Here is a 22,232-nt window from a genome sequence, read left to right on the forward strand (position 1 = left end):
GACGGCCGGCGGCTCAGGCACTGGCCGGCCGACCCGCCCGCAGCCGGGGCCCGGCCGGTAGCTCAGAAGGTGTTGCCCCAGACGGCGTCGGCCCCCGAGTGCCCGGTCAGGTAGACGTACACCACGGACGCGGCCCCCAGAGCGATCACCACCACCGACAGCGCCGGGACTGCCCAGTTGGGCAGCCGCGGCACCCGGGGATGCCCACTGGTCAGCGCGACCAGCAGCAGGGCGCCGATGCCGAGCGGCAGGGTGTACCGGAACAGCAGGTCGCCGTACCGGGAGTGTTCGTAGATCTTGTCCAGGATCTCGCCCTGGAAGCCCCGCGCCACCTGGTGGTCGGTCAGCCGCTCCCCCGACTGGACGGCCACCCACGCGGTCACCGGCGCGATCACGGCGAGCACGCCCACGGCCCAGTCCAGCCGGGACCGGAACCGGGGCAGCGCCACGTACGCGGCGGAGAGGAGCGCCAGCAGCGGCACGAACACCACGACCGCGTGCACCACCAGCACGTGTACTGGAAGACCCAGCACCTTCAGGAACATCGACAACCTCCGGGGCAGCTCGCGGTCGCGGGATGCCAGCGTACGGTGCGCCGGTCGACCCGCCCAGGACTCTCACCGGGTCACACGCGCCCCCGGCCGGCCCGGTTCACCGGACTCGCGACGATCTTCACCGAATGATCGGCAGCGCTCCCATCGAACTCGACTGGAAGATCAACGCCGGTCACCGGGCTGTGGTCGGGGCCACCTCGTCGCGGAGCTCGGTTGTCGACCTCGTTCGCCCGTGCTGTCATTGGCACATGTCGAGTGGCGAGGATCTGCTCCGGTCGAGGGGCCTACGGGTCACCCGGCCGCGCCTCGCCGTGCTCGAGGTGCTGGCCGCCGGCGGCCACCTCGAGGTGGACGAGATCACCCGGCGGGTGCGCGAGCGCCTCGACTCGGTCTCCACCCAGGCCGTCTACGACGTCCTCGGCGCGCTGTCCCGGGCCGGCCTGTCCCGCCGGATCGAGCCGGCCGGCAGCCCCGCCCGGTACGAGGCCCGGGTCGGCGACAACCACCACCACGTGGTCTGCCGGGGCTGCGGCGAGATCGCCGACATCGACTGTGCGGTCGGCTCCGCCCCCTGCCTCGACCCGAACATCGACAACGGCTTCGAGGTGGACGAGGCGGAAGTGACCTTCTGGGGCCTCTGCCCGGCCTGCCAGGCCCGCCGCTCCGCCGACGACTGACACCGACCGGCCCGGCGGCCCGGTCCGCACGGCACGGCCGGGTCGAGCCGGTCTCCCACCACCACCGGGGCGAAGCACGGCCACCAGGCGGAGCACGGCCACCAGGCGAAGCACGGCCACCAGGCGAAGCACGGCCACCAGGCGAAGCACGGCCGCCAGGCGGAGCACGGCCGCCGGAACCGCCCCCGGCCGTGGCACGCTGGTTCGGTGAACTCGGATGACGTCGGCCTGTTCGGCCCCGGCTCGGTGACCTGGAAGGTGCACGAGGAGCCGATCCTGCTGGTCGCCGGCCTGCGCTCGCTCTACCTCCAGGCGTTGCACCCGCGGGCGATGGCCGGGGTGGCGCAGAACAGCAACTACCGCACCGACGCGTGGGGACGGCTGGTCCGCACCGCCACCTACGTGGCCACCACCATCTACGGCACCACCGCCGAGGCCGAGGCGGCCGGGCTGCGGCTGCGCCGGTTGCACGCCCGGATGCGGGCCACCGACCCGGCCACCGGGGAGGAGTTCCGGATCGACGAGCCCGACCTGCTGCGCTGGGTGCACGTCACCGAGATCGAGTCGTTCCTCGACACGGCGCGCCGGGCCGGGCTGCCGCTGACCGACGACGAGGTGGACGGCTACTACACCGAGCAGCGCCGGGCCGCCGCCCTGGTCGGCCTGGACCCGCAGAGCGTGCCCGGCACCGCCGCCGAGGTGGCGGAGTACTACCGGCGAATCCGCCCGGAGCTGCGGATGACCCGGGAGGCGGCGGAGACCGCGCTCTTCCTCACCGCCCCGCCGCTGCCGTGGAAGCTCAGCCTGCCGGTCCGGGTCGGCCTCACCCTCGGCCCGCCCCGGTGGGCGTACTTCGGGATCGCCGGCACCGCGCTGGCGCTGCTGCCGGCCTGGGCCCGGCGGATGTACGGCGGCCTCGGCCTGCCGACCACCGCGCTCTCGGCGGACCTGACGGTGCGGGCGCTGCGCCTCGCCCTCGCCGCGCTGCCCCGCCGCTACCGGGAGGGGCCGATGCAGCAGGCGGCCAAGGCGCGGGCCGCCCGACTCACCGCCACCCCACTGGGCGGCTGACCGGCGACCGGGGTCGGCCGGCGGCGGCCGGCCACGAACTCCGGGAAGGCGGCATCACTCCTGACCGGGGAGCGCGTCGCTGGGCCGCTCGATGGCCGCCCACGGCTCCTTGCCCGGCGCCTGCGCGCCGGCCGGGCAGCTGCGCCGGTAGTCGCACCAGCCGCAGCGGGGGCCCGGCGTGGTGGGGAACTCCGCGTCGGGGTCGCCGCCGTCGGCGACGGCCCGCTCGGCGGCCATGATGTCGCGCGCGGTCTCCTCGGCCCGGGACACCTGCCGGGCGAGCGACTCGACGGTGTGGTCGTGCCCGGCCACCGTGCCGGTGGGCAGGTGGTGCAGCTCCACCCGGCGGCACGGCCGGCGGAACACCCGCTCGGCCGCGTACGCGTAGAGGGCCAGGGCCTGCGAGCCGCGCGCGTCGTCGGCGTCCAGCCCGGTGCGGCCGGTCTTGTAGTCGACGATGACCAACTCCGGGCCGTCCGACCCGGTGCGGGAGTCGATCCGGTCGGCCCGGCCGTTGAAGGCCAGCACCCCGGTCTTCACCGCGACCACCCGTTCCACACCGAGCGGCTCCTCCGCCGGGTCGAGGGTGGCCACGTAGGACTCCAGCCAGCTCAGCGCCCGCCGGTAGGCGGACCGCTCCTGCTCGTCGTCGCGGTAGCCCTCGCGGACCCAGGTGCCCTTGAGCAGCCCGGCCAGGGCCTCCGGCCGGCGTCGCTCGGGCGGCAGCGCGTACCAGTTGCGCAGGGCGGTGTGCACGCTGGCGCCGAGGGAGTTGTGCGCCCAGGGCGGGCCCTTGGGCGGGGCCGGACGGTCGACGTAGGAGTAGCGGTAGCGCCGGGGGCAGTCGAGGTAGGTGCCGAGTTTGCTGGGCGTGCAGACGAAGAGCCGCTCGGGCATGCCGTCGAAGCCGAGCTGCTCGGGCTGGGCGTCACGGGGTCGGGGCGCCCGGCCCGCGGCGGACGGTCGACCGGCAGAAGAGGCTCGTCGCACACCCGGATCCTGCCATCCGACCCCGACAGAACCGGTTCGGCGGTCAGGCCCCGCCGGTGTACTGGGTCACGAAGGCCGCCACCGCGTCCGCGATGAGCTGCACGGCGATGGCGGCCAGCAGCAGACCGGCGATCCGGGTGAGTACCTCGATCCCGCCCGGACGCAGGATCTTGACGATCCCGCCGGAGAACCGGAGCACGATCCAGACCGCGAGCATCACCGCCACGATCCCGGCGGCCACGGCGGTGTAGTCCGCCGCACCGTCGGACTGCTGGACGAAGAGCATTGTCGCCACGATCGCGCCCGGCCCGGCCAGCAGCGGCGTGCCGAGCGGGACCAGGGCGATGTTCGAGGTGGTCTGCTGGCTCGGGTCGTCGGTCTTGCCGGTCAGCAGTTCCAGCGCGACCAGGATCAGCAGCAGGCCGCCGGCGGCCTGCAACGCGGGTAGGTCCACGTGCAGGTAGTCGAGGATGGTCTGCCCGGCCACCGCGAAGACGACGATCACCCCGAGCGCCAGCGCGACCGCCTGCCAGGCCGCCCGGTTGCGGTCCCGGGCCGGCAGCGGACCGGTCAGCGCGAGGAAGATGGGCATCATGCCCGGCGGGTCGACGATCACCAGCAGGGTCACGAAGACCTCGCCGAACACCTTGACATCCACGTGATCAAGGTAGCCGTGGCGCCGGGGGCGAAAACGCGGATCAGCCGGAAGCGACCTCGGTCACCCCGGACGCCTCGGCGACGATCCGCTCGTACGCCTCGGGGGCGGTGTGGAAGGCGCCGAGCCGCACCGTCTTGTGCGTGCCGTGGAAGTCCGACGACCCGGTCACCAGCAGGCCCAGCTCGGCGGCGAGCGCGCGGACGTGCGCCCGTTCGGCCGGCGAGTGGTCCTCGTGGTCGGCCTCCAGGCCGGCGAGGCCGGCTCCGGCCAGGTCGGCGATCAGCTCGTCCGGCACGATCCGTCCCCGCCGGGTGGCCCGGGGGTGGGCGAAGACCGGCACGCCACCGGCCGCCCGGACCAGCCGGACCGCGTGGAAGACGTCGATGTCCTCCTTGGGCAGCCGGTAGCGCTCCCCCAGCCAGTCCGGCCCGAACGCCTCCGTGGTGCTCGCCACCAGGCCGGCCCGGATCAGCGCCTGCGCGATGTGCGGCCGACCCACCGTGCCGCCGGCCGCGGCGGCGAGGATCTCCGGCCAGCTGACGTCGATGCCGTCCGCCCGCAGCAGCGCCACGATGCGCTCGCCGCGCACCTGCCGGGCGAGCCGCACCCGGGCCAGCTCCGCGACCAGCGCGGGGTGCTCCGGATCGAAGAGGTACGCCAGCAGGTGCAGCGGCACCGGCGAGTCCGGGCCGTACCAGCGGCAGGAGAGTTCGGCGCCGCGCACCAGGCGGAGCCCGGCCGGCAGCGCCCGCAGCGCCGGCTCCCAACCGGCGGTGGTGTCGTGGTCGGTGAGCGCCACGACGTCCAGCCCGGCGTCGGCGGCCGCCCGCACCAGCTCGGCCGGGCCGAGGGTGCCGTCACTGGCGGTGGAGTGGGTGTGCAGGTCGATCCGCGGGCGGGAACTCACCGCCCGACGCTACCCGGCCGGCCCGCCGCCGGTCATCCGGTGACCACCACCAGGCGCTCCCCCGTGCGCAGCCCCGGCACCGGGGTGGGGGTGGCCCGCTGGCCGGCGAGCACCGGTTCCACCGCGGCCCGGACCAGGCCGCCCGCGGCGTCGGCGTAGACCACTGTCTGGTCCGTCTGCCAGGCGACCGCCCCGGCCAGCGGCGGCCCGGCCGGTCGCGCGGTCAGCGTGCCGGAGGCGAGCGCCGTCAGGTCGACCAGGAGCGCGGCGTCCCCGCCCTCGGCGCGCCCGTTCAGCACCAGCCACCGGCCGTCGGCCGAGACCGCGCCGCGGCCGTCGGCGGCCAGGCTCGGCCCGCAGGCGGTACGCACCGGGGCGAGGCCCGGGTCGAGCAGGGCGAGGCAGGGCCGGCGCGGCGTGCCGGCGGACACCTGGGCGACCAGCCGGCCGTCGGGCAGGCGGCCGTAGACGTGCCGGCTGGTGTCGCCGGCGCCCGGTGCCGGCATCTCGCCGCCCGGCCGCCAGACGAGGTGCCCGGGCCGGGCCGGGTCGAGGCGGACCAGCACCCGGTCGCCGACGAACCGTACCGGCTCCGCCGCGGCCGGCAGCGCGGCGCGGACGGTGGCGACGAGCTGGCCGCCGACGATGCCGGCGGCGACCAGGTCGGCGCCCTCCCGCCAGGCGACCTGGCGTCCGTCGTCGCTGAGCGCGATCTGCTCCGCGCCGGCCAGCAACACCTGCGCCGCGCCCCGCGGCGGCACCAGCCAGAGCGAGCGGCCGGCGGCGGTCGGTGCGCCGACCACCAGCCAGCCACCACCCTCCGGTGCCCGCTGGGCCCGCTCGGCCGGGCCGACGTCGAGCAGCGGGATCCGGCCGCCGTCCGCGCCGGCGAGGGTGCTGCCGATGATCAGATCCACCCCACCGCGGTCCGGGCCGACCGGTGCGGTCACGGCCGCCGTCGGTTCCGGCAGCGGCGAGGCGTACGGGTCGCCGAGCACCACTGTCGGCGTCCGGTGCGGCCCCTGCTCCTCGCCGAGCTGCGCCATCCCGGTGGTCAGCAGCGCGGTGGCCACCGTGGCCAGGGCCAGCCCGGCGACGGTGCGCCGGCGGCGGATCCGGTCGGCCCGGCGGATCGCCAGCCCGGCCGGGTCGGTGGCCAGCGCGTGGGGCACGGCGACCTGGCGGGACAGCGTCTCCCGCACCGCACGTTCCAGGTCGTCCTGCCGCACGTGGACTGGACGCGTCGGGCCGGCCGTCTGGTTGCCACGGCGACCCGACCGGGTGGTCACCGGGCCTCCATGGCGACGGTGCCCGCCGGTAGGCCGGACCGGACCGGCACGGTCACCGGGACGGCCTCGGGGTCCGGCTCGGGTGTCGGGGCGGCCTTCGCCTCCGCCGGCGCCCCGGCGGGCACCATCGTCGGGGCGTCCGGGATGGGGGCGGTGGCCGGGGTGGCCGTCGCGGCGCCCGACCGGGGGGCCGGTGCGGCGCCCCGGCCGGCGGCGCGCCGGGCGGCGGGCGGCCGGGCCGGCGTCGGCTCGGCCTCGGCGGGCAGGTCGAGGGCCGCCTCGGCGCCCAGCCGGCGGCGCAGGGTGTTCAGCGCGCGGGAGGTCTGGCTCTTCACGGTGCCGGGTGAGATCTCCAGCAGGGCGGCGGTCTGCGCCTCGGACATGTCCTCGTAGAAGCGCAGCACCAGCACCGCCCGCTGCCGGGCGGGCAGGGCGTTCAGGTGCCGCCAGAGCAGGTCGCGGTCGAGCTGCTGCTCGATCTCGTCGACCCCGGCCCGCTCGGGCAGCACCTCGGTGGGGCGCTCACCGTGCCAGCGCCGCCGCCACCAACTGGTCGAGGTGTTGACCATGACCCGGCGGGCGTACGGCTCGATGGCCTCGATCCCGCCGAGCCGCTTCCAGGCCAGGTACGTCTTGGTCAGCGCGGTCTGGAGCAGGTCCTCCGCGGTGGCCCAGTCACCGGTGAGCAGGTACGCCGTACGCAGCAGGGCGCCGGAACGGGCCGCGACGAAGTCGCGGAACTCCTCCTCCAGCGGGTCCCTGCTCGCCACGTCCACCTCCGCGCCCTGTCCTGCCTGGCAGGCTGCCATGCCCGGACGGGTCGGGTCGACGCCCAAAGGTGTGCAGTTCATCCGATGTTCGGACGAAAACGTTCACGCCCCGTCGTCGGCCTTGGCCTCGTCGGCCTCCTTGCCCAGCCGCGCCTCGACCGCCTGCGGCTCGTACATCTCTTCGACCACACGCAGGTAGAGCTCGTTCGGGTTGGGCAGGTTCTTGATCTCGCGGAGCGCCTGCTCCTGGCCGGCGGACTCCAGCACGAACGTGCCGTAGTTGAGCGCCCGGCCGGCCGGGGTCTGCTCGTACTTCATGTCGGTGACCCGGACCAGCGGCATCATCGCCACCTGGCGGGTGATGATGCCGTTGACCACCATGACCCGCTTGTTGGTGAGGATGAAGCGGTCGTACCACCAGTCGGCGACCTTCCAGGCCACCCAGCCCATCACGGCGAACCAGAGCAGCACGGCGATGGTGGTGAGCGCGCCGACGTCCTGACCGGCGAGGAAGCCGGAGAGGTAGCCGAGCACGAAGGTGGCGGCGATGCCGACCAGCAGCGGGGTGGAGAGGTGGATCCAGTGCCGCTTCCACTCGCCCCGGTAGCGCTCGGTGGGGAAGAGGTAGCGGGCGACCAGCGAGCTTGGCTCGTCCTCCAGCGGCAGCACCCGGCGGGGCGTCATGCCGGCGGCGTCGGCGCGCAGCCCGGCCAGTTCCTCCTCGGAGATCGAGGGGTAACCGGCCTCGGGGTCACGGACCCAGGCCCGGCCCGAGCGACCCTCGCTGGCGTAGCCCGCCCCGGCGCCGTAGCCGGCGTCGTCGGAGAGGGAGGGGCCGTCGGAGAGGCCCGGACCGGAGCCGTAGCCCGGCCCGTCGTCGGGCCGGTACGGCGGGATCGGCTCCGTGTCGCGCTCCCGGCGCTCCCGGTCGGGGTCGTCGGGGTCGAAGGGTGGACCGGAGGGGCTGCCCATCGGCGGTCAGGCGACGAGGCTGGTGAAGAAGTCGCCGAAGCCCTGGGCGATGTCCATGATGCCGCCACCCAGCGACTTGAACACGTCCGCCGCGGAGTTCGGCCGGTAGGCGACGAAGAAGATCAAGAATGCGATTCCGGCCCAGGTGAGGACCTTCTTGACCATGGCGGGCCATCCTCTCGCGCGGCGCCGGGTCCCATTACCGCAGCGGCACCCAGAGTATCAGTGTGGTGTCGTACAGTGAATATCTGCGTCCGTTCTCCGTCATTCCGGGAGCCATGTCAAGCCCTCCCGTGCAGGTACGGAGACGGTGCGCCGTACACGAGTTCGGGGGGTGTCCACTCGGTCAGGTCGTGCAGCACGACGTCCTCCGCGAGCAGGTGCCCCGCACTCGCCGGCCAGGCTATCGCATGCAGCCACATTCCCCGAGCCTCGCCCGCGTACGCGCTTCGATCCGCCGGTGAATTCACCAACCACAGTGGAGTCGGGTGACCGCCCACCTTGATCCGAGCCTGCCCGACGTGCTCGGGGTGTCCCGGCCCGGGGTCGGTCAACGCGTCCGCCAGTTGTGGACCCGGATCCGGGCCGGGCATGCCGGCGAGCCGGGTGCCCAGGCCGACGCCCGGCTCCTCGGCCACGAAGACCAGGTCGGCCGGGCCGCCGGCGAGCGGCGACGGGCCCGCGCAGGCGACCGCGGTGGCCCGGACGCCGGTGCGGTCGTCCCCGGCGTACGCCACGCCGGTCATCGTCCAGCCGGTCGGCAACGGCCACGGGCACCACAGCGGTGCGGCCGGCCGCTTCGGCGGCTCGGCGGCGGCGGTGATCCGGTCGACCACACTGGCCACGATCTCCGCTCCGATGTGCTCGGGCACGTGCAGCGGCGGGACCGGCCCGCAGTCCAGGCAACGCGATTCGCTGTGCATCAGGTCCGGCGCCCGGACCGGACCACCGCACCTGGGACAACTCACCGCGACACTCACCTTTCCACCGTCACCCCGCACCGCCGGTCCGTCAAGCGGAGCGCCGGTTTCGGTGCCCGGCGACCGCCGGGTGCGGTAGTGCCGCTCAGTCCGGCGGCGGGCCGGCGTGGGCGCGGATCCAGGCGTGCATGGCGATGCCGCTGGCCACCCCGGCGTTGATCGACCGGGTGGAGCCGTACTGGGCGATCGAGAAGAGCTGGGCGCAGGCGGCCCGGGCCGGGTCGGACAGGCCCGGCCCCTCCTGCCCGAAGAGCAGGACGCAGCGTCGCGGCAGGGTGGTGGTCTCCAGCGGCCGGGAGCCGGGCAGGTTGTCGATGCCGACCACCGGCAGGTCCCGCTCCGCCGCCCAGGCGACGAACTCCTCGATCGTCGGGTGGTGCCGGACGTGCTGGTAGCGGTCGGTCACCATGGCGCCGCGGCGGTTCCACCGGCGCCGGCCGACGATGTGCACCTCGGCGGCGAGGAAGGCGTTGGCGTTGCGGACCACCGTGCCGATGTTGAAGTCGTGCTGCCAGTTCTCGATGGCCACGTGGAAGTCGTGCCGGCGCCGGTCCAGGTCCGCCACCACCGCCTCGCGCCGCCAGTACCGGTAGCGGTCCACCACGTTGCGCCGGTCGCCCTCGGCGAGCAGCACGGGGTCGTAGCGCGGGTCGTCCGGCGGGTCTCCGGGCCACGGTCCCACGCCGACGTCGGGCTGCTCATCGGTCACGGTCTGGAGAGGGTACGGCCCGGGCGCCGGAGCACCGGCGTGGCCCCGGGAACCGGTGCGGCTCAGCGCAGCCCCAGCGCGCCGCCCAGGCGGTCGAGGAAGCGGCGGTCGGCGGGCGACTCCCCGGCGGCGGGCCCCGGTGGGCCGGCCGGCGCCGCCCGGCAGACCCGGGCGGCCACCGACTGCACCCACTGCCGGTACGCCGCCGAGTCGGCCGGATCGGCCCGCCGGCGCAGCACCCGCGCCGCGGCGCGGCAGGCGGCGAGCAGGTCCACCAGGTCGGTGAGCCGGTCGGTCGGCTCGACCGCGCCGTCGTGCCGGGCGTAGATCGCGGCCACCACGGCGCGGACCAGGTCGCTGTCGAAGGCCCGGCCGGCGGCGACCGCGTCCAGGCCGGCCAGCCCGGCGGCGACGCCCCGGCGGGGCCGCCCGGGGCCGGGCGCGGCGGCGGCCACGACGACCCGGCCGGGCAGGTCGGTCAGCAGATCCCACTCGGCGGCGGAGTAGACGGCGGTGGTCAGCGGTGCGGTACGGCGACCGGCAGAGGGCGGCTCTCCGGCGAGGGAGTGGCTCATGGGGACCTCCGGCGCCAGCATATGCCCCGGATCGGGAAAAGGGCCCCTTCCACCCGGAACCGGGGTGGAAGGGGCCCGTCGCGTCGCGGGCGCGGGGGTCGGGTGCGGTCCGGCGGACCGGTCAGCGCGGCTCGGGGAAGCTGGGCCGCTCCGGGTCGACGCCCTCGGGGACGGCGCTGGCCGCGTACTCGCGTTTGGGGACCATCACCCGGCGGCGGAAGACGCAGACCAGCGTGCCGTCCTGGTTGTAGCCCCGGGTCTCCACCGCCACCACGCCCCGGTCGGGCTTCGAGGAGGACTCCCGCTTGTCCAGCACGGTGGTCTCGCCGTAGATGGTGTCGCCGTGGAAGGTCGGCGCGACGTGCCGCAGCGACTCGACCTCGAGGTTGGCGATCGCCTTGCCGCTGACGTCCGGCACGGACATGCCCAGGAGCAGGGAGTAGATGTAGTTGCCCACCACCACGTTGCGCTTGAACTGGCTCGCCGTCTCGGCGTAGTGCGCGTCCATGTGCAGCGGGTGGTGGTTCATGGTGAGCAGGCAGAAGAGGTGGTCGTCGTACTCGGTGACCGTCTTGCCCGGCCAGTGCCGGTAGACCGCGCCGACCTCGAACTCCTCGTAGTAGCGGCCGAACTGCATCCTTGTCCCCTTCGACGGGCGGCGATGGAGTTCGGCACAGCATGCCTTATCGAGGGTTAAGGAGAAGAGCGGGGCGTGGGCCGTGGGGAAATGTCACACCGGCCGACCCGGGGGGAGACGCAATGAGCGGCGGGGCCCTCCCCGGCACCCGCCGCCCACGCTCTGATGCGGAAGATTCTGCCGGACGCGGACCGGCAGCGGACAGAGACGGAGGTCACATTTATCTTTTTGTAACACTACTCTCCGTCATGATTGGCCGAGCCGTAAGCGATCTCCGGGGGCGGAATCCCCGCTTGTCAGGCGCGAAGTTACCGAGCGGTGCCGGAAGCGGCGGTCGATCTCCTTGGAAACGCTCCCATCACATCGGGTCACGCAAATGCGTACTGCATTTGCGGACCGCACGGGCCGATCCGACAGACGGCCGTCGATGATGAGGATCACCTCGGCGAGCATGTTTCCGCACCCCCGGGACGGGAATCCGACGGGGTACGTCCTCGTTCCACCAGACGTAGCTATTCCGCGGTGATCGGAGAGACTCCCATGGCAACCGTAGAGCTGACCACGGCAAACTTCGACGAGGTGACCAGCGGCGACGGCATCGTCCTGGTCGACTTCTGGGCCGACTGGTGCGGTCCCTGCAAGCGGTTCGCCCCGGTCTACGAGCGCTCGTCGGAGAAGCACCCGGACATCGTCTTCGGCAAGGTGGACACCGAGGCGCAGCAGGAACTGGGCGCCAAGTTCGACATCCGGTCCATCCCCACGATCATGGCCATCCGTGACGGTGTGATCGTCTTCGCCCAGCCGGGCGCGCTGCCCGAGTCGGCGCTGGAGAACCTGATCGAACAGGTCGAGGCCCTCGACATGGACGACGTCCGCAAGCAGCTTGCCGAGCACAAGCACTGACCGACCACACGACGGCCGGGTCCCACCACGGGGCCCGGCCGTCGGCGTGTCCGGCGGCGGACACGGCAGACCGCTCGCACGCCCCCGCGCGCCGCGGCGCGTCGCGTATCGTCACGACCCGATGGAGACTCTGACCGCCCGCGGCCGCGCGGCCCGAATCGCCGCCACCGCGCTCGGGCTGGCGCTACTGCTGGCCGGCACCGTCTGGGGCACCGACGACCACTTCCCGTTCGGGCCGTTCCGGATGTACTCGACGTCCAACCCACCCAGCTCCCCCGCCCCGGACACCCGGGTCGAGGGGATCGACGCCACCGGGGCCGTGGTCGGCCTGGGTGAGCGGGCCACCGGCATCCGCCGGGCCGAGATCGAGGGCCAGCAGGACCGCTACGCCGCCGACCCCGCGCTGCTCGCCGAGGTGGCCGACGCGTACGCCGAACGCAACCCGGACGCGGCACGGCTGGTCGAGGTCCGCATCGTGATCCGCTGGCACGGCATCCGGGACGGCCGGCCGACCGGCCGGTGGACCGACGAGACAGTGGTGAGCTGGCAGGCCCCCCGATGACCCGCTGGCTGACCGAGCCGGTCCCCCGCGCGCGGGTGGCCGCCTTCCGTACGCTGATCTATCTCTTCGTCGCCGCGGACCTGGCGTTGTTCACCCCCTGGGTGCGCACCCGGGTCGCGGTGCCCGGCGAGCTCTACCAGCCGCTGCTGGTCGGCCGGCTGCTGCCGCTGCCCACCCCGACCCCGGCGCTGGTCGACGTCATCTTCTGGGCGCTGCTGCTGTTCGCCCTGCTGGCCGCGACCGGCCGGGCGCCCCGGCTGCTCGGCTGGACGGTCTTCGCGCTCTACTTCGAGTGGATGATCGTGGCGATGAGCTACGGCAAGGTCGACCACGACCGGTTCGGCCTGCTGGTGGCGCTCGCGGTGCTGCCCACCGCCGGCCGGGCCCGGCACGGCGACCCGACCCGCACCGAGGCCGGCGGCTGGGCGCTGCGGGTCACCCAGATCGCGGTGATCTGCACCTACTTCCTCGCCGCCTGGGCCAAGCTGCGCTTCGGCGGCCTCGACTGGCTGACCGGCTCGGTGCTGGCCCGGGCGATCATCCGCCGTGGCACCGACCTGGCCGATCTGATCGCCAGCGTGCCGTACCTGCTGATCGTCGCCCAGTTCGGCATCGTCGCGTTCGAACTCGCCAGCCCGGCGATCTTCCTGCTCCGGGGACGGTGGCGGCTGTACACGGTGGGCTTCTTCTACTCGTTCCACCTGGTGACGTTCGCGACCATCACCATCTCGTTCGCCCCGCACCTGGCGGCGATGACCAGCTTCCTGCCGCTGGAGCGGGTCCGGCCGCTGGTCTGGGCCGGCCGGCTCGTCGGCCGCCGGCGCGATCCGGGGGACCGCCGACCCGTCGAGGTCGAGGCACCGCCGGGGGCGCCGCCACTGGCGGACCCGGCGGTCGCGGAGCCGGCCGGGTCGTAGGACGGGCCCGGCGGGCGTCCGCCGGGCGGGGAGGTCGGTCAGGCGCCGGGGCGACCGGCCGGGCCGTAGAGGCGTTCCCGCGCCTCCTGGGGCAGCGCGCAGGCGGCGGTGCCACCGGGCAGCCGGTGCCGGTTGCGGGCCACCCAGCGGTACGCCGGCCAGGCGGCCGCGCGCACCGGCGGGAAGCGGAGGCCGGCGCCGGCCACCCGCCAGAGCGGCCCGCTGTCGCCGAGCAGCCTGGCGATCGCGTCCGGGCCGGCGGCGCGGGAGCCGTCGGCGCCCACCCACTGCACCGCCTCCTCGCACTCGGCCTCGGTCAGGCCGAGCGCGGCCAGGTCGGCGAACTGCCAGGGCAGCACCCGGGCGCCGGTCGGGATCCGGCGTTCGATGAACTCGGCGCAGCGGGTGCAGAACGCACAATCCCCGTCGTAGACGAACGTCGACCTCTCCATGCCCCCATCCTCCACCCACCCGGGCCCGGGCCGGCGGTCGAGGTGGCCGGGAACACGGCGGGTCGCTTGCGTTCGACTCGTACGCATGTTCGAATGGAACCCATGCGCTGGGACAACCTCTCCGCTCCCCCGGACGAGGGCGTTCCCGGGCGGGCAGCGCCAGCGACGCCACCCCTGCCGCTGGCGCTGCCCGGCGCGGTCGCCCGCACCTTCGACACCCCCGGCTTCGCCGGCATGACGTTCTACGAGGTGCGCGCCAAGTCCATCATCAACAAGGTTCCCGGCGCCTCCCGCGTCCCGTTCGAGTGGACCGTCAACCCCTACCGGGGCTGCTCGCACGCGTGTGTCTACTGCCTCTCCGGCGACACGCTGGTCCTGCTCGCGGACGGGCGGACCAAGCCCATCCGCGACCTGGAGATCGGCGAGCGGATCTACGGCACGCGGCGCCAGGGCGACCACCGCCGCTACGTGGTGACCACGGTGCTGGCCAAGTGGTCCACCGTGAAGCCGGCCCACCGGGTCACGCTGGACGACGGCACCACCCTGGTCGCCAGCGGCGACCACCGCTTCCTGTCCGGCGAGGGCTGGCGCTACGTCGCTCCGGAGCCGGGCCGGCGCCGGCGCCTGGCGTGCGGGGAACGGCTGATCGGCACCGGCCGGTTCCACGAAGGGCACAAGGGCTCCACCGACTACCGTCGGGGCTATCTGCACGCGACGGCCCGGGCCGGCTCGGCCCCGCTCGACGCCTCCGGTGGCGCCGGCGCCGACCCGGCCGAGCGCCCCGCCGACGACTGGTGGCTCGGCCTGCTGGCCGGGGCCTTCGACCTCGGGGGCAGGTGCAGCAGCGACGCCCTGCGGATCAGCGTGGCGGACGACGAGCGCCTCCACGACGTGACCGCGGCGCTCGACCGGTTCGGCTTCACCTTCGTCCGCGAGGACCACAACCTCCCCGGCCGCCCCCGGCAGCTCCGGTTGACCGGCGGGCTGCGCGAGCGGCTGCGGTTCCTGCACCTGGCCGAGCCGCGGCGGCCGCGGGGGCGGCTGATCGACGGGGTCCGGGTCCCCCGCCTCGCCGCGCCGCGCGTCACCGCCGTGGAGCCGCTCGGGGTGGAGCTGCCGCTGTGGGACATCACCACCGGCACCGGCGACTTCATCGCCAACGGCGTGGTGAGCCACAACTGCTTCGCCCGCAACACGCACACCTACCTCGACCTGGACGCGGGGGCGGACTTCGACCGCAAGGTGATCGTCAAGGTCAACGCCGGGGAGCTGGTCCGGCGGGAGCTGGCCGCGCCGCGCTGGCGGGGCGCGCACATCGCGATGGGCACCAACGTCGACTGCTACCAGCGGGCCGAGGGACGCTACCGGCTGATGCCGCAGATCATCGCGGCGCTGCGCGACTTCGCCAACCCGTTCTCCATCCTCACCAAGGGCACGCTGCTGCTGCGCGACCTGCCGCTGCTGCGGCAGGTCGCCGAGGTGACCCGGGTCGGCGTCTCCTACTCGGTCGGCTTCGTCGACGAGCGGCTCTGGCGAGCCGTCGAGCCCGGCACCCCCAGCCCGCGCCGGCGGCTGGACGCCGTCCGGGCGCTCACCGACGCGGGCTTCGAGGTGGGCGTGCTGATGGCGCCGATCCTGCCCGGCCTCAGCGACAGCGACGAGTCGATCGAGGCCACCGTGTCGGCGATCGCCGCGGCGGGCGCGTCCAGCGTCACCCCGCTGGCGCTGCACCTGCGCCCCGGCGCCCGCGAGTGGTACGCGCGCTGGCTCGGGCGGGAGTTCCCGCAGCTGGTGCCCCGCTACCGCGAGCTCTACCGCTCCGGCGCCTACGCCCCGCAGGCGTACCAGCGGGAGCTGACCGCGCGGGTGCGGATCGCGGCCCGCCGGCACGGCCTGCACCGGGCCGATCGCGGCGAGAACCGTAGCCTGCCCGAGCCGCCGGCGCCCCCGGCCACCGAGCAGTTGACCCTGCTGTGAGTCGCCGTCCGGAGCCGGCCGCTCGGCGACGGTCGACCGCCGGGCGGGGTTAGAGTCGGCGCGTGCGCTCCGCTCAGCAGATCCTCGCCGACTCCGCCGTGATCGCCGTCGTGGGCGCGTCCCGCGACCCCCGCAAGGCCGCGCACAGCGTGCCGTTGCAGATGCAGCGGTACGGCTGGCGGATCATCCCGGTCAACCCGACGGCGGACGAACTCTTCGGCGAGCGGGCCTACCGCTCGCTGGCCGACATCCCGCACCCGGTCGACCTGGTCGACATCTTCCGGCCGGCCGCCGACGCGGTCGAGGTGGTCCGCGAGGCGGTGGCGATCGGCGCGCCGGCGGTCTGGCTGCAACTCGGCATCGTCTCGCCCGAGGCACGGCGGATCGCCACCGAGGCGGGCATCGACTACGTCGAGGACCGCTGCCTGATCATCGAGCGCGCCGCCGCCGGCCTGACCCGCCTGAGCTGAACCGCCTGGGCTGAGCCGGACGGGCTGAACCGGCCGGGCGCCGCGCCGGAGGGCGCGCGCCGCCCGGCACCGCCACCGTCCGGCGAATCCGGTCGACGCGGGTGGGTGCGCGGCGCCATGATCCGTTGATGCCGGTACCTCCCCGCACGCTGCTGCGTTGGCAGTTCGACCTGACCTGGGCGCTGTTCGAGTACCACCTCGACCGGCTCCAACCGGCCGACTTCCGCTGGGAGCCGACCCCGCACTGCTGGACCGTCCGGCCCGACCCGGACGGCGGTTGGACGCCCGACTGGGCGGACGCCGAACCCGACCCGGTCCCGGTGCCCACGATCGGCTGGCTCACCTGGCACATCGGCTGGTGGTGGACGGTGGCGATCGACCGGTCGCACGGGCGCCCCGCGCCGCCACGCGAGGAGATCCGCTGGCCCGGGCCGGGCGAACCGACCATCGCCTGGCTGCGCGACCTGCGATCCCGGTGGCTCGCCCTGCTCGACGGGCTGACCGACGCCGACCTGGACGCCACCGCGCCGTTCCCCTGGCAGGACGACCCCGCGCACACGGTCGCCCACACCGTCGGCTGGGTCAACGCCGAGCTGATGAAGAACGTCGCCGAGATCGGCCAGCTCCGCCTGCTCCGCGCCGCGGGCGGCGCGACGATGCCCGGGTAGCCGGAGCCGCCCGGCGGCACGGCGCGCGGGCACCGGGCCTGACCGGGCGGGAGAGTGCTCACCGGGTCAGAGCTTGTACTCCTTGAGCAGACCGCGGGAGATGATTGTCTTCTGGATCTCCGAGGTGCCCTCGCCGATGAGCAGGAACGGGGCCTCCCGCATCAGCCGCTCGATCTCGTACTCCTTGGAGTAGCCGTAGCCGCCGTGGATGCGGAACGCCTCCTGCACCACCTCGGCGCAGTACTCGGAGGCGAGCAGCTTGGCCATGCCGGCCTCGACGTCGTTGCGCTGGCCGGCGTCCTTGAGCCGGGCCGCGTTCACCATCAGGGCGTGCGCCGCCTCGATCTTGGTACCCATCTCGGCGAGCTTGAAGGCGACGGCCTGGTGCCTGGCGAGCGGCTGGCCGAAGGTGCGGCGCTGCTGGGCGTACGCGACGGCGAGCTCGAAGGCCCGGATGGAGATGCCGCAGGCGCGGGCGGCGACGTTGACCCGCCCGACCTCGATGCCGTCCATCATCTGGTAGAAGCCGCGGCCGACCTTCTCCGCGCCACCGAGCACCGCGGTGGCGGGCACGGTCACCCCGTCGAGCACCATCTCGGTGGTCTCGACGCCCTTGTAGCCCATCTTGTCGATCTTGCCGGGGATGGTCAGGCCGGGCGCGGTCTCGCCGAAGCCGGGCTCCTTCTCCAGCAGGAAGGTGCTCATGTTGCCGTAGACGGAGTCGGCGCCGGTGTCGGTCTTCACCAGGGTGGCCACCACCGACGAGTAGGCGCCGTTGGTCAGCCACATCTTCTGGCCGTTGATGACGTAGTTGTCGCCGTCGCGGACCGCCCGGGACTTGATCGCCGAGACGTCGGAGCCGCACTCCGGTTCGGACATCGAGAAGGCGCCGCGCACCTCGCCGGTGGCCATCCTCGGCAGCAGCCGGGCCTTCTGCTCGGCCGAGCCGTGCTGCGAGATCAGGTACGCCACGATGAAGTGGGTGTTGACAATGCCGGAGATCGACATCCAGCCCCGGGACAGCTCCTCGACCACCAGCGCGTAGGTCAGCAGGGACTCGCCCAGGCCGCCGTACTCCTCGGCGATGGTGAGGCCGAAGAGCCCCATCTCGCGCATCCCGTCGAGGATGTCGGTGGGGTACTCGTCGGCGTGCTCCAGCCGCTGCGCGTGCGGGATGATCTCCTTGTCGGCGAACTCCCGGACGGTTTCCAGGATCGACCGCTGCTCGTCGGTCAGGCCGGGCGTCTGGGCGAGTCGAGCCATCTCAGCCTCCGGGGGGATCGGCGCCTTACTCATGGGTAACTGAACGCTCGGTCAGTATCGGCCGCGCGGCCGGCGAGGCCAAGGTGACCAGTCCACACAACCGCTGTGAAAAGGTTCACCGCTACCGGTAGCGTCCGGCAAGAGGGGCGTGATCCGCCACCGGCAGGAGGAGGACACCCGTGAGCCAGCCACCGCCGCCGGGTCCGCCGGATCCGGACCGACCGCCGTCGCCGTGGGAACCGCCGCCCCCGGGGCAGGAGCCCTTCCCCGGGCCGGAGCCCTCGTCGGGTTACGGCCAGCCACCGGGACAGGAGCCCCCGTCGGGGTACGGGCCGCCGTCGTACGAGCAGCAGCCGGCGTACGGGCAGCCGTCGTACGAGCAGCCCGGTCAGCTCCCGCACGCCCCGCAGTGGGGGCAGCAGCCCCCGTACGCCCCGCAGGGGCCCTACGGCCAGTACGGACCGCCGTCACCCGGGCCGACCCGGGGGACGAACGTGCTGGCCATCCTCTCGCTGGTCTTCGCGTTCGTGTTCTCGCCCGCCGGCATCGTCCTCGGCCACCTGGCCAAGCGGCAGCTGCGGACCAGCGGCGAGGAGGGCGACCAGTTGGCCACCTGGGGGCTGATCCTCGGCTACGTCTTCACCGGGCTGGGCCTGCTCGTCTGCTGCGGCTGGATCGCGCTGGTCGCGTTCACCGGCGTGGACGGCACCACCTACTGACGGAACTGCGCCTCGCGGACGCTGTTGCCGCCGTCCACCACCAGCATCTGGCCGGTGATGTAGGAGGCGGCCGGCGAGCAGAGGAAGGCGATGGCGGCGGCCACCTCGTCCGGCGTGCCCGGCCGGCCGACCGGCGTACCGAGGCCCTGCTTGATCTCGGCCATGGTGGACGCCGCGGTGTAGATGGTGCCGGGCGCTACCGCGTTCACGGTCACCCCGTCGGCGATCATCTCCATCGCCAGCGCCCGGGTCAGCCCGACCACGCCCGCCTTCGCCGCCGCGTACGCCGCCTCGGTGGGCAGCGCGTTGACCGGCCCGGCGGTCGCCGCCAGGTTCACGATCCGCCCCCAGCCGCGCTCGGCCATCCCGCCGATGAACGCCCGGCTGCACAGGAACGCGGTGGTCAGGTTCCGGTCGATCTCGCCGCGCCACTCGTCGTAGCTGAGCTGGGCCACCGGGCGCAGCACCTCGGGGCTGGCCCGGCTGGCCAGACCGGCGTTGTTGACCAGCACCTCCACGTCGCCGAGCTGCTCGGCCACGGCGTCGGCGAGCGCGCCGACCTCGGACTCGTCGGTGAGGTCGGCGACGAACCCAATCACCCCCAGCTCGCTGGCCCGTTCGTGGATCCGCCGGGTGGTGGAGACGATGGCCACCCGGGCGCCCAGGTCGGCGAGGCGACGCGCGGTCGCGTAGCCGATGCCGTCCGGGCTGCCCGCCCCGGTCACCAGGGCGACCTTCCCGTCCAGCCGCATGGTCACCGGCTCGGGCAGCGGCGCCGGTTCGTCCTGTCCGGGGGCGGCCACGGCCACGCCCGCCCGGCTGCGCCGGGCCAGCCCGGGGCGGCTCGCGTCCCGTCGCGGTCGGCTGCCGGAGCGGTCCGCCGCTCGCGCGTCAATCACCATGTCAGGATCCTGCCCGGTTCTCCCCGCCCGGGCAACGCGACCCCCGGTGGCGGGACCACGCGGTTTGCCCCGCGGTGGCTACCCTGACCCCGCACCCGCACCCTACGGAGAAGACGCATGACTTATCCCCCGCCGTCGGGCGGCTGGAACGACCCGGCGTGGTCGGGCCAGCAGTCGAGTCCACCGGCCGATCCGACCCTGCCGATCAGTGGTCAGCCCGTGCCCACCCAGCCCACCGCCGCCGATCCCTACCCCGGCGGCGACCCGTACGCCGGTATGAAGTCGCCCGGCCAGCCCGGCGACCCGTACGCCGCCGGCGCCTACCCGCCGCCCGCCTACGGCTACGGCTACCCGCCGCAGCAGAAGACCAACGGCCTCGCCATCGCCGCGCTGGTGCTCTCCCTGGTCGGCGTCGGGTCCTGCATCACCGCCCCGGTCGGGGCGATCCTCGGGCACGTGGCCCAGAAGCAGATCCGGCAGACCGGCGAGGGCGGCGAGGGCATGGCCAAGGCCGCCATCATCGTCGGCTGGATCTTCACCGGTCTGCTGGTGCTGGCGATCCTCTTCTACGCGGCGGCCATCGTCTTCGCGATCACGCAGGCCGACAACACCAGCAGCAGCTACTGAGAACGCGCCGTGCCGCCCCCGGCTCGACCGGGGCGGCACGGCGAAGGAGCGGTGCGGGGCTACTCCGCGGGCGGGGTGAAGCTGGACGTCCGGGTCATCCCGGCCGCCCGCCCCTTGGCCGCGATCACCAGCGCCATCTTGCGGGACGCCTCGTCGATCATCTCGTCGCCGAGCATCACCGCGCCCAGCTTGCCGCCCGCCTCCGAGGTGTAGTGCTCGTACGCGTCGAGGATCAACTCGGCGTGGTCGTAGTCGGCCTGGGCCGGCGAGTACACCTCGTTGGCGGCGTCGATCTGGCCCGGGTGCAGCACCCACTTGCCGTCGAAGCCCAGCGCGGCCGAGCGCTTGGCCACCTCGCGGAACGCGTCCACGTCGCGGATCTGCAGGAACGGGCCGTCGATGGCCTGCTTGTCGTGCATCCGCGCGGCCATCAGGATCCGCATCAGGATGTAGTGGTACGGGTCGCCCGGGTAGTCCGGGATGAGCGCGCCCACCACGAGCGACCTCATGTTGATCGAGGCCATGAAGTCGGCCGGGCCGAAGATGATCGTCTCGACCCGGGGCGAGGCGGCGGCGATCGCGTCGACGTTGACCAGGCCGGCGGCGTTCTCGATCTGCGCCTCGATGCCGATCCGGCCGACCTCCAGGCCGAGGGTCTTCTCCAACTGGGTGAGCGTCAGGTCGAGCCACTGCACCTGGGCCGCGTTCTGCACCTTCGGCAGCATGACGCAGTCGAGGTTGGCGCCGGCCCCCTCGACCACGTCGATGACGTCCCGGTAGGTCCACGGGGTGGTCAGGTCGTTGACCCGGACCACCCGGGTCTTGCCGGACCAGTCGCCCTCGTTGAGCGCGGCCACGATGTTCTTCCGGGCGTCCGGCTTGGCCAGCGGGGCGACCGCGTCCTCCAGGTCGAGGAAGACCTGGTCGGCCGGGAGGCCCTGGGCCTTGCCGAGCATCTTGACGCTGGAACCGGGTACCGCGAGGCAGGACCGGCGGGGGCGACCGACTGCGGCCATGGGTGCGCTCCTTCCAGCGTGCGGCGGGCACGCCGACGCCAGCAGACGAGAATCCGAGAACTTAACGATCCCAAAGGGCGTTGTGACGCCACGGTAACCTCGCGCCATGACCGGGGTGAATGGACCTGTGGAAGATGTCACTGGGCGCCGACTCGTGGTGGTGACCGGGGCCAGCTCGGGGATCGGCCTGGCGGCGGCGGTGGACCTGGCGCGCCGCGGTGACCAGGTGGTACTGGTCGGCCGCGACCCGGCGCGGTTGCAGGCGGCGGCCGAGCAGGTCCGGGAGGCGTCCGGGGAGCGGCCCGAGCTGTTCCGGGCGGACTTCGCGGTGCTCGACGACGTACGCGGGCTGGCCGAGCGGCTGCGGGCCGCGTACGACCGGATCGACGTGCTGGCCAACAACGCGGGCGCGATCGTGCTCCAGCCGCTGACCACGGTGGACGGGTTCGAGCTGTCGATCCAGGCCAACCACCTCGCCCCGTTCCTACTCAGCAACCTGCTGCGGGACCGGATCGGCCGGATGGTGGTGACCGCCTCCGGGGCGCACCGCAGCGGCATCCTGGACCCGGAGGACCTGAACGCGCCACTGCGCCGTTACCGGGCGATGACCGCGTACGGCACCAGCAAGCAGGCCAACATCCTGTTCACCGCCGAGGCGGCGCGGCGCTGGCCGCAGGTGCTGTCGTACTGCTTCCACCCCGGCGTGGTGCGCACCCGGTTCGGCAACGACAGCCGGTTGGTCGCGCTCGGCATGCGGATGCTGCCGTTCCGCAGCCCGGAGAAGGGGGCGGAGACGCTGGTCTGGCTGGCCAACCAGGACCCGGCCCGGCTGGTCGACGGCGGCTACTACTTCGACCGGCGGCCGCGCCGGCCGCTGCGCAAGGCCGCCGACCCGGGGTTGGCCGCCCGGCTCTGGACGGCCAGCGCCAAGGCGGTCGGCATCGCCGAGTGACGCAGCCTGCCATAC

Annotated in this window: 27 protein-coding genes; 11 read left to right on the top strand and 16 right to left on the bottom strand. The window is 73.8% G+C overall.

The genetic code is table 11. The features are described 5' to 3' along the window. Nucleotides 1–62 precede the first annotated feature (62 nt). On the bottom strand, nt 63–545 hold the full coding sequence (locus tag Q3W71_RS06645) for a DUF2231 domain-containing protein (protein WP_302918374.1): 483 nt from the start codon (nt 543–545) through the stop codon (nt 63–65). Nucleotides 546–802: 257 nt separating this feature from the next. Between Q3W71_RS06645 and Q3W71_RS06650 the strand changes: the two genes are divergently transcribed. Both Q3W71_RS06650 and Q3W71_RS06655 read left to right on the top strand, forming a co-directional pair. Next, nucleotides 803–1,231, top strand: coding sequence for a Fur family transcriptional regulator (locus Q3W71_RS06650; protein WP_302918375.1), 429 nt, complete (start codon nt 803–805; stop codon nt 1,229–1,231). Nucleotides 1,232–1,438: 207 nt separating this feature from the next. Then, nucleotides 1,439–2,302, top strand: coding sequence for an oxygenase MpaB family protein (locus Q3W71_RS06655; protein WP_302918376.1), 864 nt, complete (start codon nt 1,439–1,441; stop codon nt 2,300–2,302). A gap of 54 nt (nt 2,303–2,356) precedes the next feature. Here Q3W71_RS06655 and Q3W71_RS06660 read toward each other — a convergent pair whose 3' ends face one another. The 11 genes from Q3W71_RS06660 to Q3W71_RS06710 all read right to left on the bottom strand — a co-directional run bounded on the left by Q3W71_RS06660 (nt 2,357) and on the right by Q3W71_RS06710 (nt 10,789). Beyond that, the gene (locus Q3W71_RS06660; protein WP_302918377.1) at nt 2,357–3,292 is read right to left on the bottom strand and encodes a PD-(D/E)XK nuclease family protein; all 936 of its coding nucleotides are present in this window, start codon (nt 3,290–3,292) and stop codon (nt 2,357–2,359) included. 43 nt (nt 3,293–3,335) lie between these two features. After that, nucleotides 3,336–3,950: a MarC family protein gene (locus tag Q3W71_RS06665; protein ID WP_302918378.1), complete on the bottom strand. Its 615-nt coding sequence runs from the start codon at nt 3,948–3,950 to the stop codon at nt 3,336–3,338. Between the two features lie 40 nt (nt 3,951–3,990). Next, nucleotides 3,991–4,857 (bottom strand): PHP domain-containing protein, encoded by an 867-nt coding sequence (locus tag Q3W71_RS06670; RefSeq protein ID WP_302918379.1) that lies wholly within the window; start codon nt 4,855–4,857, stop codon nt 3,991–3,993. 32 nt (nt 4,858–4,889) lie between these two features. Then, nucleotides 4,890–6,146, bottom strand: coding sequence for a hypothetical protein (locus Q3W71_RS06675; protein WP_302918380.1), 1,257 nt, complete (start codon nt 6,144–6,146; stop codon nt 4,890–4,892). Then, nucleotides 6,143–6,916 (bottom strand): SigE family RNA polymerase sigma factor, encoded by a 774-nt coding sequence (locus Q3W71_RS06680; RefSeq protein WP_302918381.1) that lies wholly within the window; start codon nt 6,914–6,916, stop codon nt 6,143–6,145. The genes Q3W71_RS06675 and Q3W71_RS06680 overlap by 4 nt, the downstream gene beginning before the upstream one ends. A gap of 102 nt (nt 6,917–7,018) precedes the next feature. Further along, a complete protein-coding gene (locus tag Q3W71_RS06685) occupies nt 7,019–7,888 on the bottom strand; it encodes a PH domain-containing protein (RefSeq protein ID WP_302918382.1) in 870 nt (289 codons plus the stop codon). A 6-nt stretch (nt 7,889–7,894) separates the two neighbouring features. Further along, complete coding sequence (locus Q3W71_RS06690; RefSeq protein ID WP_007455302.1) at nt 7,895–8,053, bottom strand: hypothetical protein; 159 nt, start codon at nt 8,051–8,053, stop codon at nt 7,895–7,897. 116 nt (nt 8,054–8,169) lie between these two features. Next, nucleotides 8,170–8,856, bottom strand: a complete 687-nt coding sequence (locus tag Q3W71_RS06695; RefSeq protein WP_368050300.1) for a DUF6758 family protein — start codon at nt 8,854–8,856, stop codon at nt 8,170–8,172. A 97-nt stretch (nt 8,857–8,953) separates the two neighbouring features. Beyond that, the gene (locus Q3W71_RS06700) at nt 8,954–9,577 is read right to left on the bottom strand and encodes an RNA methyltransferase (RefSeq protein WP_302918383.1); all 624 of its coding nucleotides are present in this window, start codon (nt 9,575–9,577) and stop codon (nt 8,954–8,956) included. Nucleotides 9,578–9,639: 62 nt separating this feature from the next. After that, nucleotides 9,640–10,173 (bottom strand): hypothetical protein, encoded by a 534-nt coding sequence (locus Q3W71_RS06705; RefSeq protein WP_302918384.1) that lies wholly within the window; start codon nt 10,171–10,173, stop codon nt 9,640–9,642. 100 nt (nt 10,174–10,273) lie between these two features. Then, on the bottom strand, nt 10,274–10,789 hold the full coding sequence (locus Q3W71_RS06710; RefSeq protein WP_088997256.1) for a MaoC family dehydratase: 516 nt from the start codon (nt 10,787–10,789) through the stop codon (nt 10,274–10,276). 540 nt (nt 10,790–11,329) lie between these two features. Between Q3W71_RS06710 and trxA the strand changes: the two genes are divergently transcribed. The 3 genes from trxA (at nt 11,330) to Q3W71_RS06725 (ending at nt 13,171) form a co-directional block, all read left to right on the top strand. Next, nucleotides 11,330–11,692: a thioredoxin gene (trxA, locus tag Q3W71_RS06715; protein WP_302918385.1), complete on the top strand. Its 363-nt coding sequence runs from the start codon at nt 11,330–11,332 to the stop codon at nt 11,690–11,692. A gap of 121 nt (nt 11,693–11,813) precedes the next feature. Further along, the gene (locus tag Q3W71_RS06720) at nt 11,814–12,254 is read left to right on the top strand and encodes a hypothetical protein (protein ID WP_302918386.1); all 441 of its coding nucleotides are present in this window, start codon (nt 11,814–11,816) and stop codon (nt 12,252–12,254) included. Beyond that, nucleotides 12,251–13,171, top strand: a complete 921-nt coding sequence (locus Q3W71_RS06725; RefSeq protein WP_302918387.1) for an HTTM domain-containing protein — start codon at nt 12,251–12,253, stop codon at nt 13,169–13,171. The genes Q3W71_RS06720 and Q3W71_RS06725 overlap by 4 nt, the downstream gene beginning before the upstream one ends. A gap of 38 nt (nt 13,172–13,209) precedes the next feature. On the opposite strand, the gene Q3W71_RS06730 is transcribed toward Q3W71_RS06725, so the two are convergent. Then, complete coding sequence (locus Q3W71_RS06730; RefSeq protein WP_302918388.1) at nt 13,210–13,623, bottom strand: thiol-disulfide oxidoreductase DCC family protein; 414 nt, start codon at nt 13,621–13,623, stop codon at nt 13,210–13,212. A gap of 102 nt (nt 13,624–13,725) precedes the next feature. Between Q3W71_RS06730 and Q3W71_RS06735 the strand changes: the two genes are divergently transcribed. The 3 genes from Q3W71_RS06735 to Q3W71_RS06745 all read left to right on the top strand — a co-directional run bounded on the left by Q3W71_RS06735 (nt 13,726) and on the right by Q3W71_RS06745 (nt 16,738). Then, nucleotides 13,726–15,600, top strand: a complete 1,875-nt coding sequence (locus Q3W71_RS06735) for an intein-containing Rv2578c family radical SAM protein (RefSeq protein WP_302918741.1) — start codon at nt 13,726–13,728, stop codon at nt 15,598–15,600. Nucleotides 15,601–15,662: 62 nt separating this feature from the next. Next, on the top strand, nt 15,663–16,070 hold the full coding sequence (locus Q3W71_RS06740; protein ID WP_302918389.1) for a CoA-binding protein: 408 nt from the start codon (nt 15,663–15,665) through the stop codon (nt 16,068–16,070). A gap of 128 nt (nt 16,071–16,198) precedes the next feature. Continuing rightward, nucleotides 16,199–16,738, top strand: coding sequence for a DinB family protein (locus Q3W71_RS06745; protein WP_302918390.1), 540 nt, complete (start codon nt 16,199–16,201; stop codon nt 16,736–16,738). 66 nt (nt 16,739–16,804) lie between these two features. On the opposite strand, the gene Q3W71_RS06750 is transcribed toward Q3W71_RS06745, so the two are convergent. Beyond that, complete coding sequence (locus Q3W71_RS06750) at nt 16,805–18,001, bottom strand: acyl-CoA dehydrogenase family protein (RefSeq protein WP_302918391.1); 1,197 nt, start codon at nt 17,999–18,001, stop codon at nt 16,805–16,807. A 179-nt stretch (nt 18,002–18,180) separates the two neighbouring features. Between Q3W71_RS06750 and Q3W71_RS06755 the strand changes: the two genes are divergently transcribed. After that, the gene (locus Q3W71_RS06755; RefSeq protein ID WP_302918392.1) at nt 18,181–18,720 is read left to right on the top strand and encodes a DUF4190 domain-containing protein; all 540 of its coding nucleotides are present in this window, start codon (nt 18,181–18,183) and stop codon (nt 18,718–18,720) included. Here the strand turns inward: Q3W71_RS06755 and Q3W71_RS06760 are convergent. Further along, nucleotides 18,714–19,622 (bottom strand): SDR family NAD(P)-dependent oxidoreductase, encoded by a 909-nt coding sequence (locus Q3W71_RS06760; protein WP_302918393.1) that lies wholly within the window; start codon nt 19,620–19,622, stop codon nt 18,714–18,716. The genes Q3W71_RS06755 and Q3W71_RS06760 overlap by 7 nt on opposite strands. A 117-nt stretch (nt 19,623–19,739) precedes the next feature. Here Q3W71_RS06760 and Q3W71_RS06765 point away from each other — a divergent pair, with 117 nt between their 5' ends. Continuing rightward, the gene (locus Q3W71_RS06765; protein ID WP_302918394.1) at nt 19,740–20,249 is read left to right on the top strand and encodes a DUF4190 domain-containing protein; all 510 of its coding nucleotides are present in this window, start codon (nt 19,740–19,742) and stop codon (nt 20,247–20,249) included. Between the two features lie 59 nt (nt 20,250–20,308). Here the strand turns inward: Q3W71_RS06765 and Q3W71_RS06770 are convergent, their stop codons facing one another. Next, entirely contained in the window at nt 20,309–21,265 is a 957-nt protein-coding gene (locus Q3W71_RS06770) for a CoA ester lyase (RefSeq protein ID WP_302918395.1), read from the bottom strand. A 127-nt stretch (nt 21,266–21,392) separates the two neighbouring features. On the opposite strand from Q3W71_RS06770, the gene Q3W71_RS06775 reads away from it, so the two are divergent. Continuing rightward, entirely contained in the window at nt 21,393–22,217 is an 825-nt protein-coding gene (locus tag Q3W71_RS06775) for an SDR family NAD(P)-dependent oxidoreductase (protein ID WP_302918396.1), read from the top strand. Nucleotides 22,218–22,232: the final 15 nt, after the last annotated feature.

The organism is Micromonospora sp. C28SCA-DRY-2 (genome assembly GCF_030519475.1).
Classification (GTDB): Bacteria; Actinomycetota; Actinomycetes; order Mycobacteriales; family Micromonosporaceae; genus Micromonospora.

Excerpts from the sequence above, each read along its gene's own strand:
- Q3W71_RS06750 (WP_302918391.1), bottom strand. The coding sequence starts at position 18,001 with ATGGCTCGACTCGCCCAGACGCCCGGCCTGACCGACGAGCAGCGGTCG.
- Q3W71_RS06770 (WP_302918395.1), bottom strand. The coding sequence starts at position 21,265 with ATGGCCGCAGTCGGTCGCCCCCGCCGGTCCTGCCTCGCGGTACCCGGT.
- Q3W71_RS06730 (WP_302918388.1), bottom strand. The coding sequence starts at position 13,623 with ATGGAGAGGTCGACGTTCGTCTACGACGGGGATTGTGCGTTCTGCACC.
- Q3W71_RS06765 (WP_302918394.1), top strand. The coding sequence starts at position 19,740 with ATGACTTATCCCCCGCCGTCGGGCGGCTGGAACGACCCGGCGTGGTCG.
- Q3W71_RS06710 (WP_088997256.1), bottom strand. The coding sequence starts at position 10,789 with ATGCAGTTCGGCCGCTACTACGAGGAGTTCGAGGTCGGCGCGGTCTAC.
- Q3W71_RS06645 (WP_302918374.1), bottom strand. The coding sequence starts at position 545 with ATGTTCCTGAAGGTGCTGGGTCTTCCAGTACACGTGCTGGTGGTGCAC.
- Q3W71_RS06685 (WP_302918382.1), bottom strand. The coding sequence starts at position 7,888 with ATGGGCAGCCCCTCCGGTCCACCCTTCGACCCCGACGACCCCGACCGG.
- Q3W71_RS06705 (WP_302918384.1), bottom strand. The coding sequence starts at position 10,173 with ATGCTGGCGCCGGAGGTCCCCATGAGCCACTCCCTCGCCGGAGAGCCG.
- Q3W71_RS06760 (WP_302918393.1), bottom strand. The coding sequence starts at position 19,622 with ATGGTGATTGACGCGCGAGCGGCGGACCGCTCCGGCAGCCGACCGCGA.
- trxA (WP_302918385.1), top strand. The coding sequence starts at position 11,330 with ATGGCAACCGTAGAGCTGACCACGGCAAACTTCGACGAGGTGACCAGC.
- Q3W71_RS06720 (WP_302918386.1), top strand. The coding sequence starts at position 11,814 with ATGGAGACTCTGACCGCCCGCGGCCGCGCGGCCCGAATCGCCGCCACC.
- Q3W71_RS06735 (WP_302918741.1), top strand. The coding sequence starts at position 13,726 with ATGCGCTGGGACAACCTCTCCGCTCCCCCGGACGAGGGCGTTCCCGGG.
- Q3W71_RS06650 (WP_302918375.1), top strand. The coding sequence starts at position 803 with ATGTCGAGTGGCGAGGATCTGCTCCGGTCGAGGGGCCTACGGGTCACC.
- Q3W71_RS06745 (WP_302918390.1), top strand. The coding sequence starts at position 16,199 with ATGCCGGTACCTCCCCGCACGCTGCTGCGTTGGCAGTTCGACCTGACC.
- Q3W71_RS06725 (WP_302918387.1), top strand. The coding sequence starts at position 12,251 with ATGACCCGCTGGCTGACCGAGCCGGTCCCCCGCGCGCGGGTGGCCGCC.
- Q3W71_RS06690 (WP_007455302.1), bottom strand. The coding sequence starts at position 8,053 with ATGGTCAAGAAGGTCCTCACCTGGGCCGGAATCGCATTCTTGATCTTC.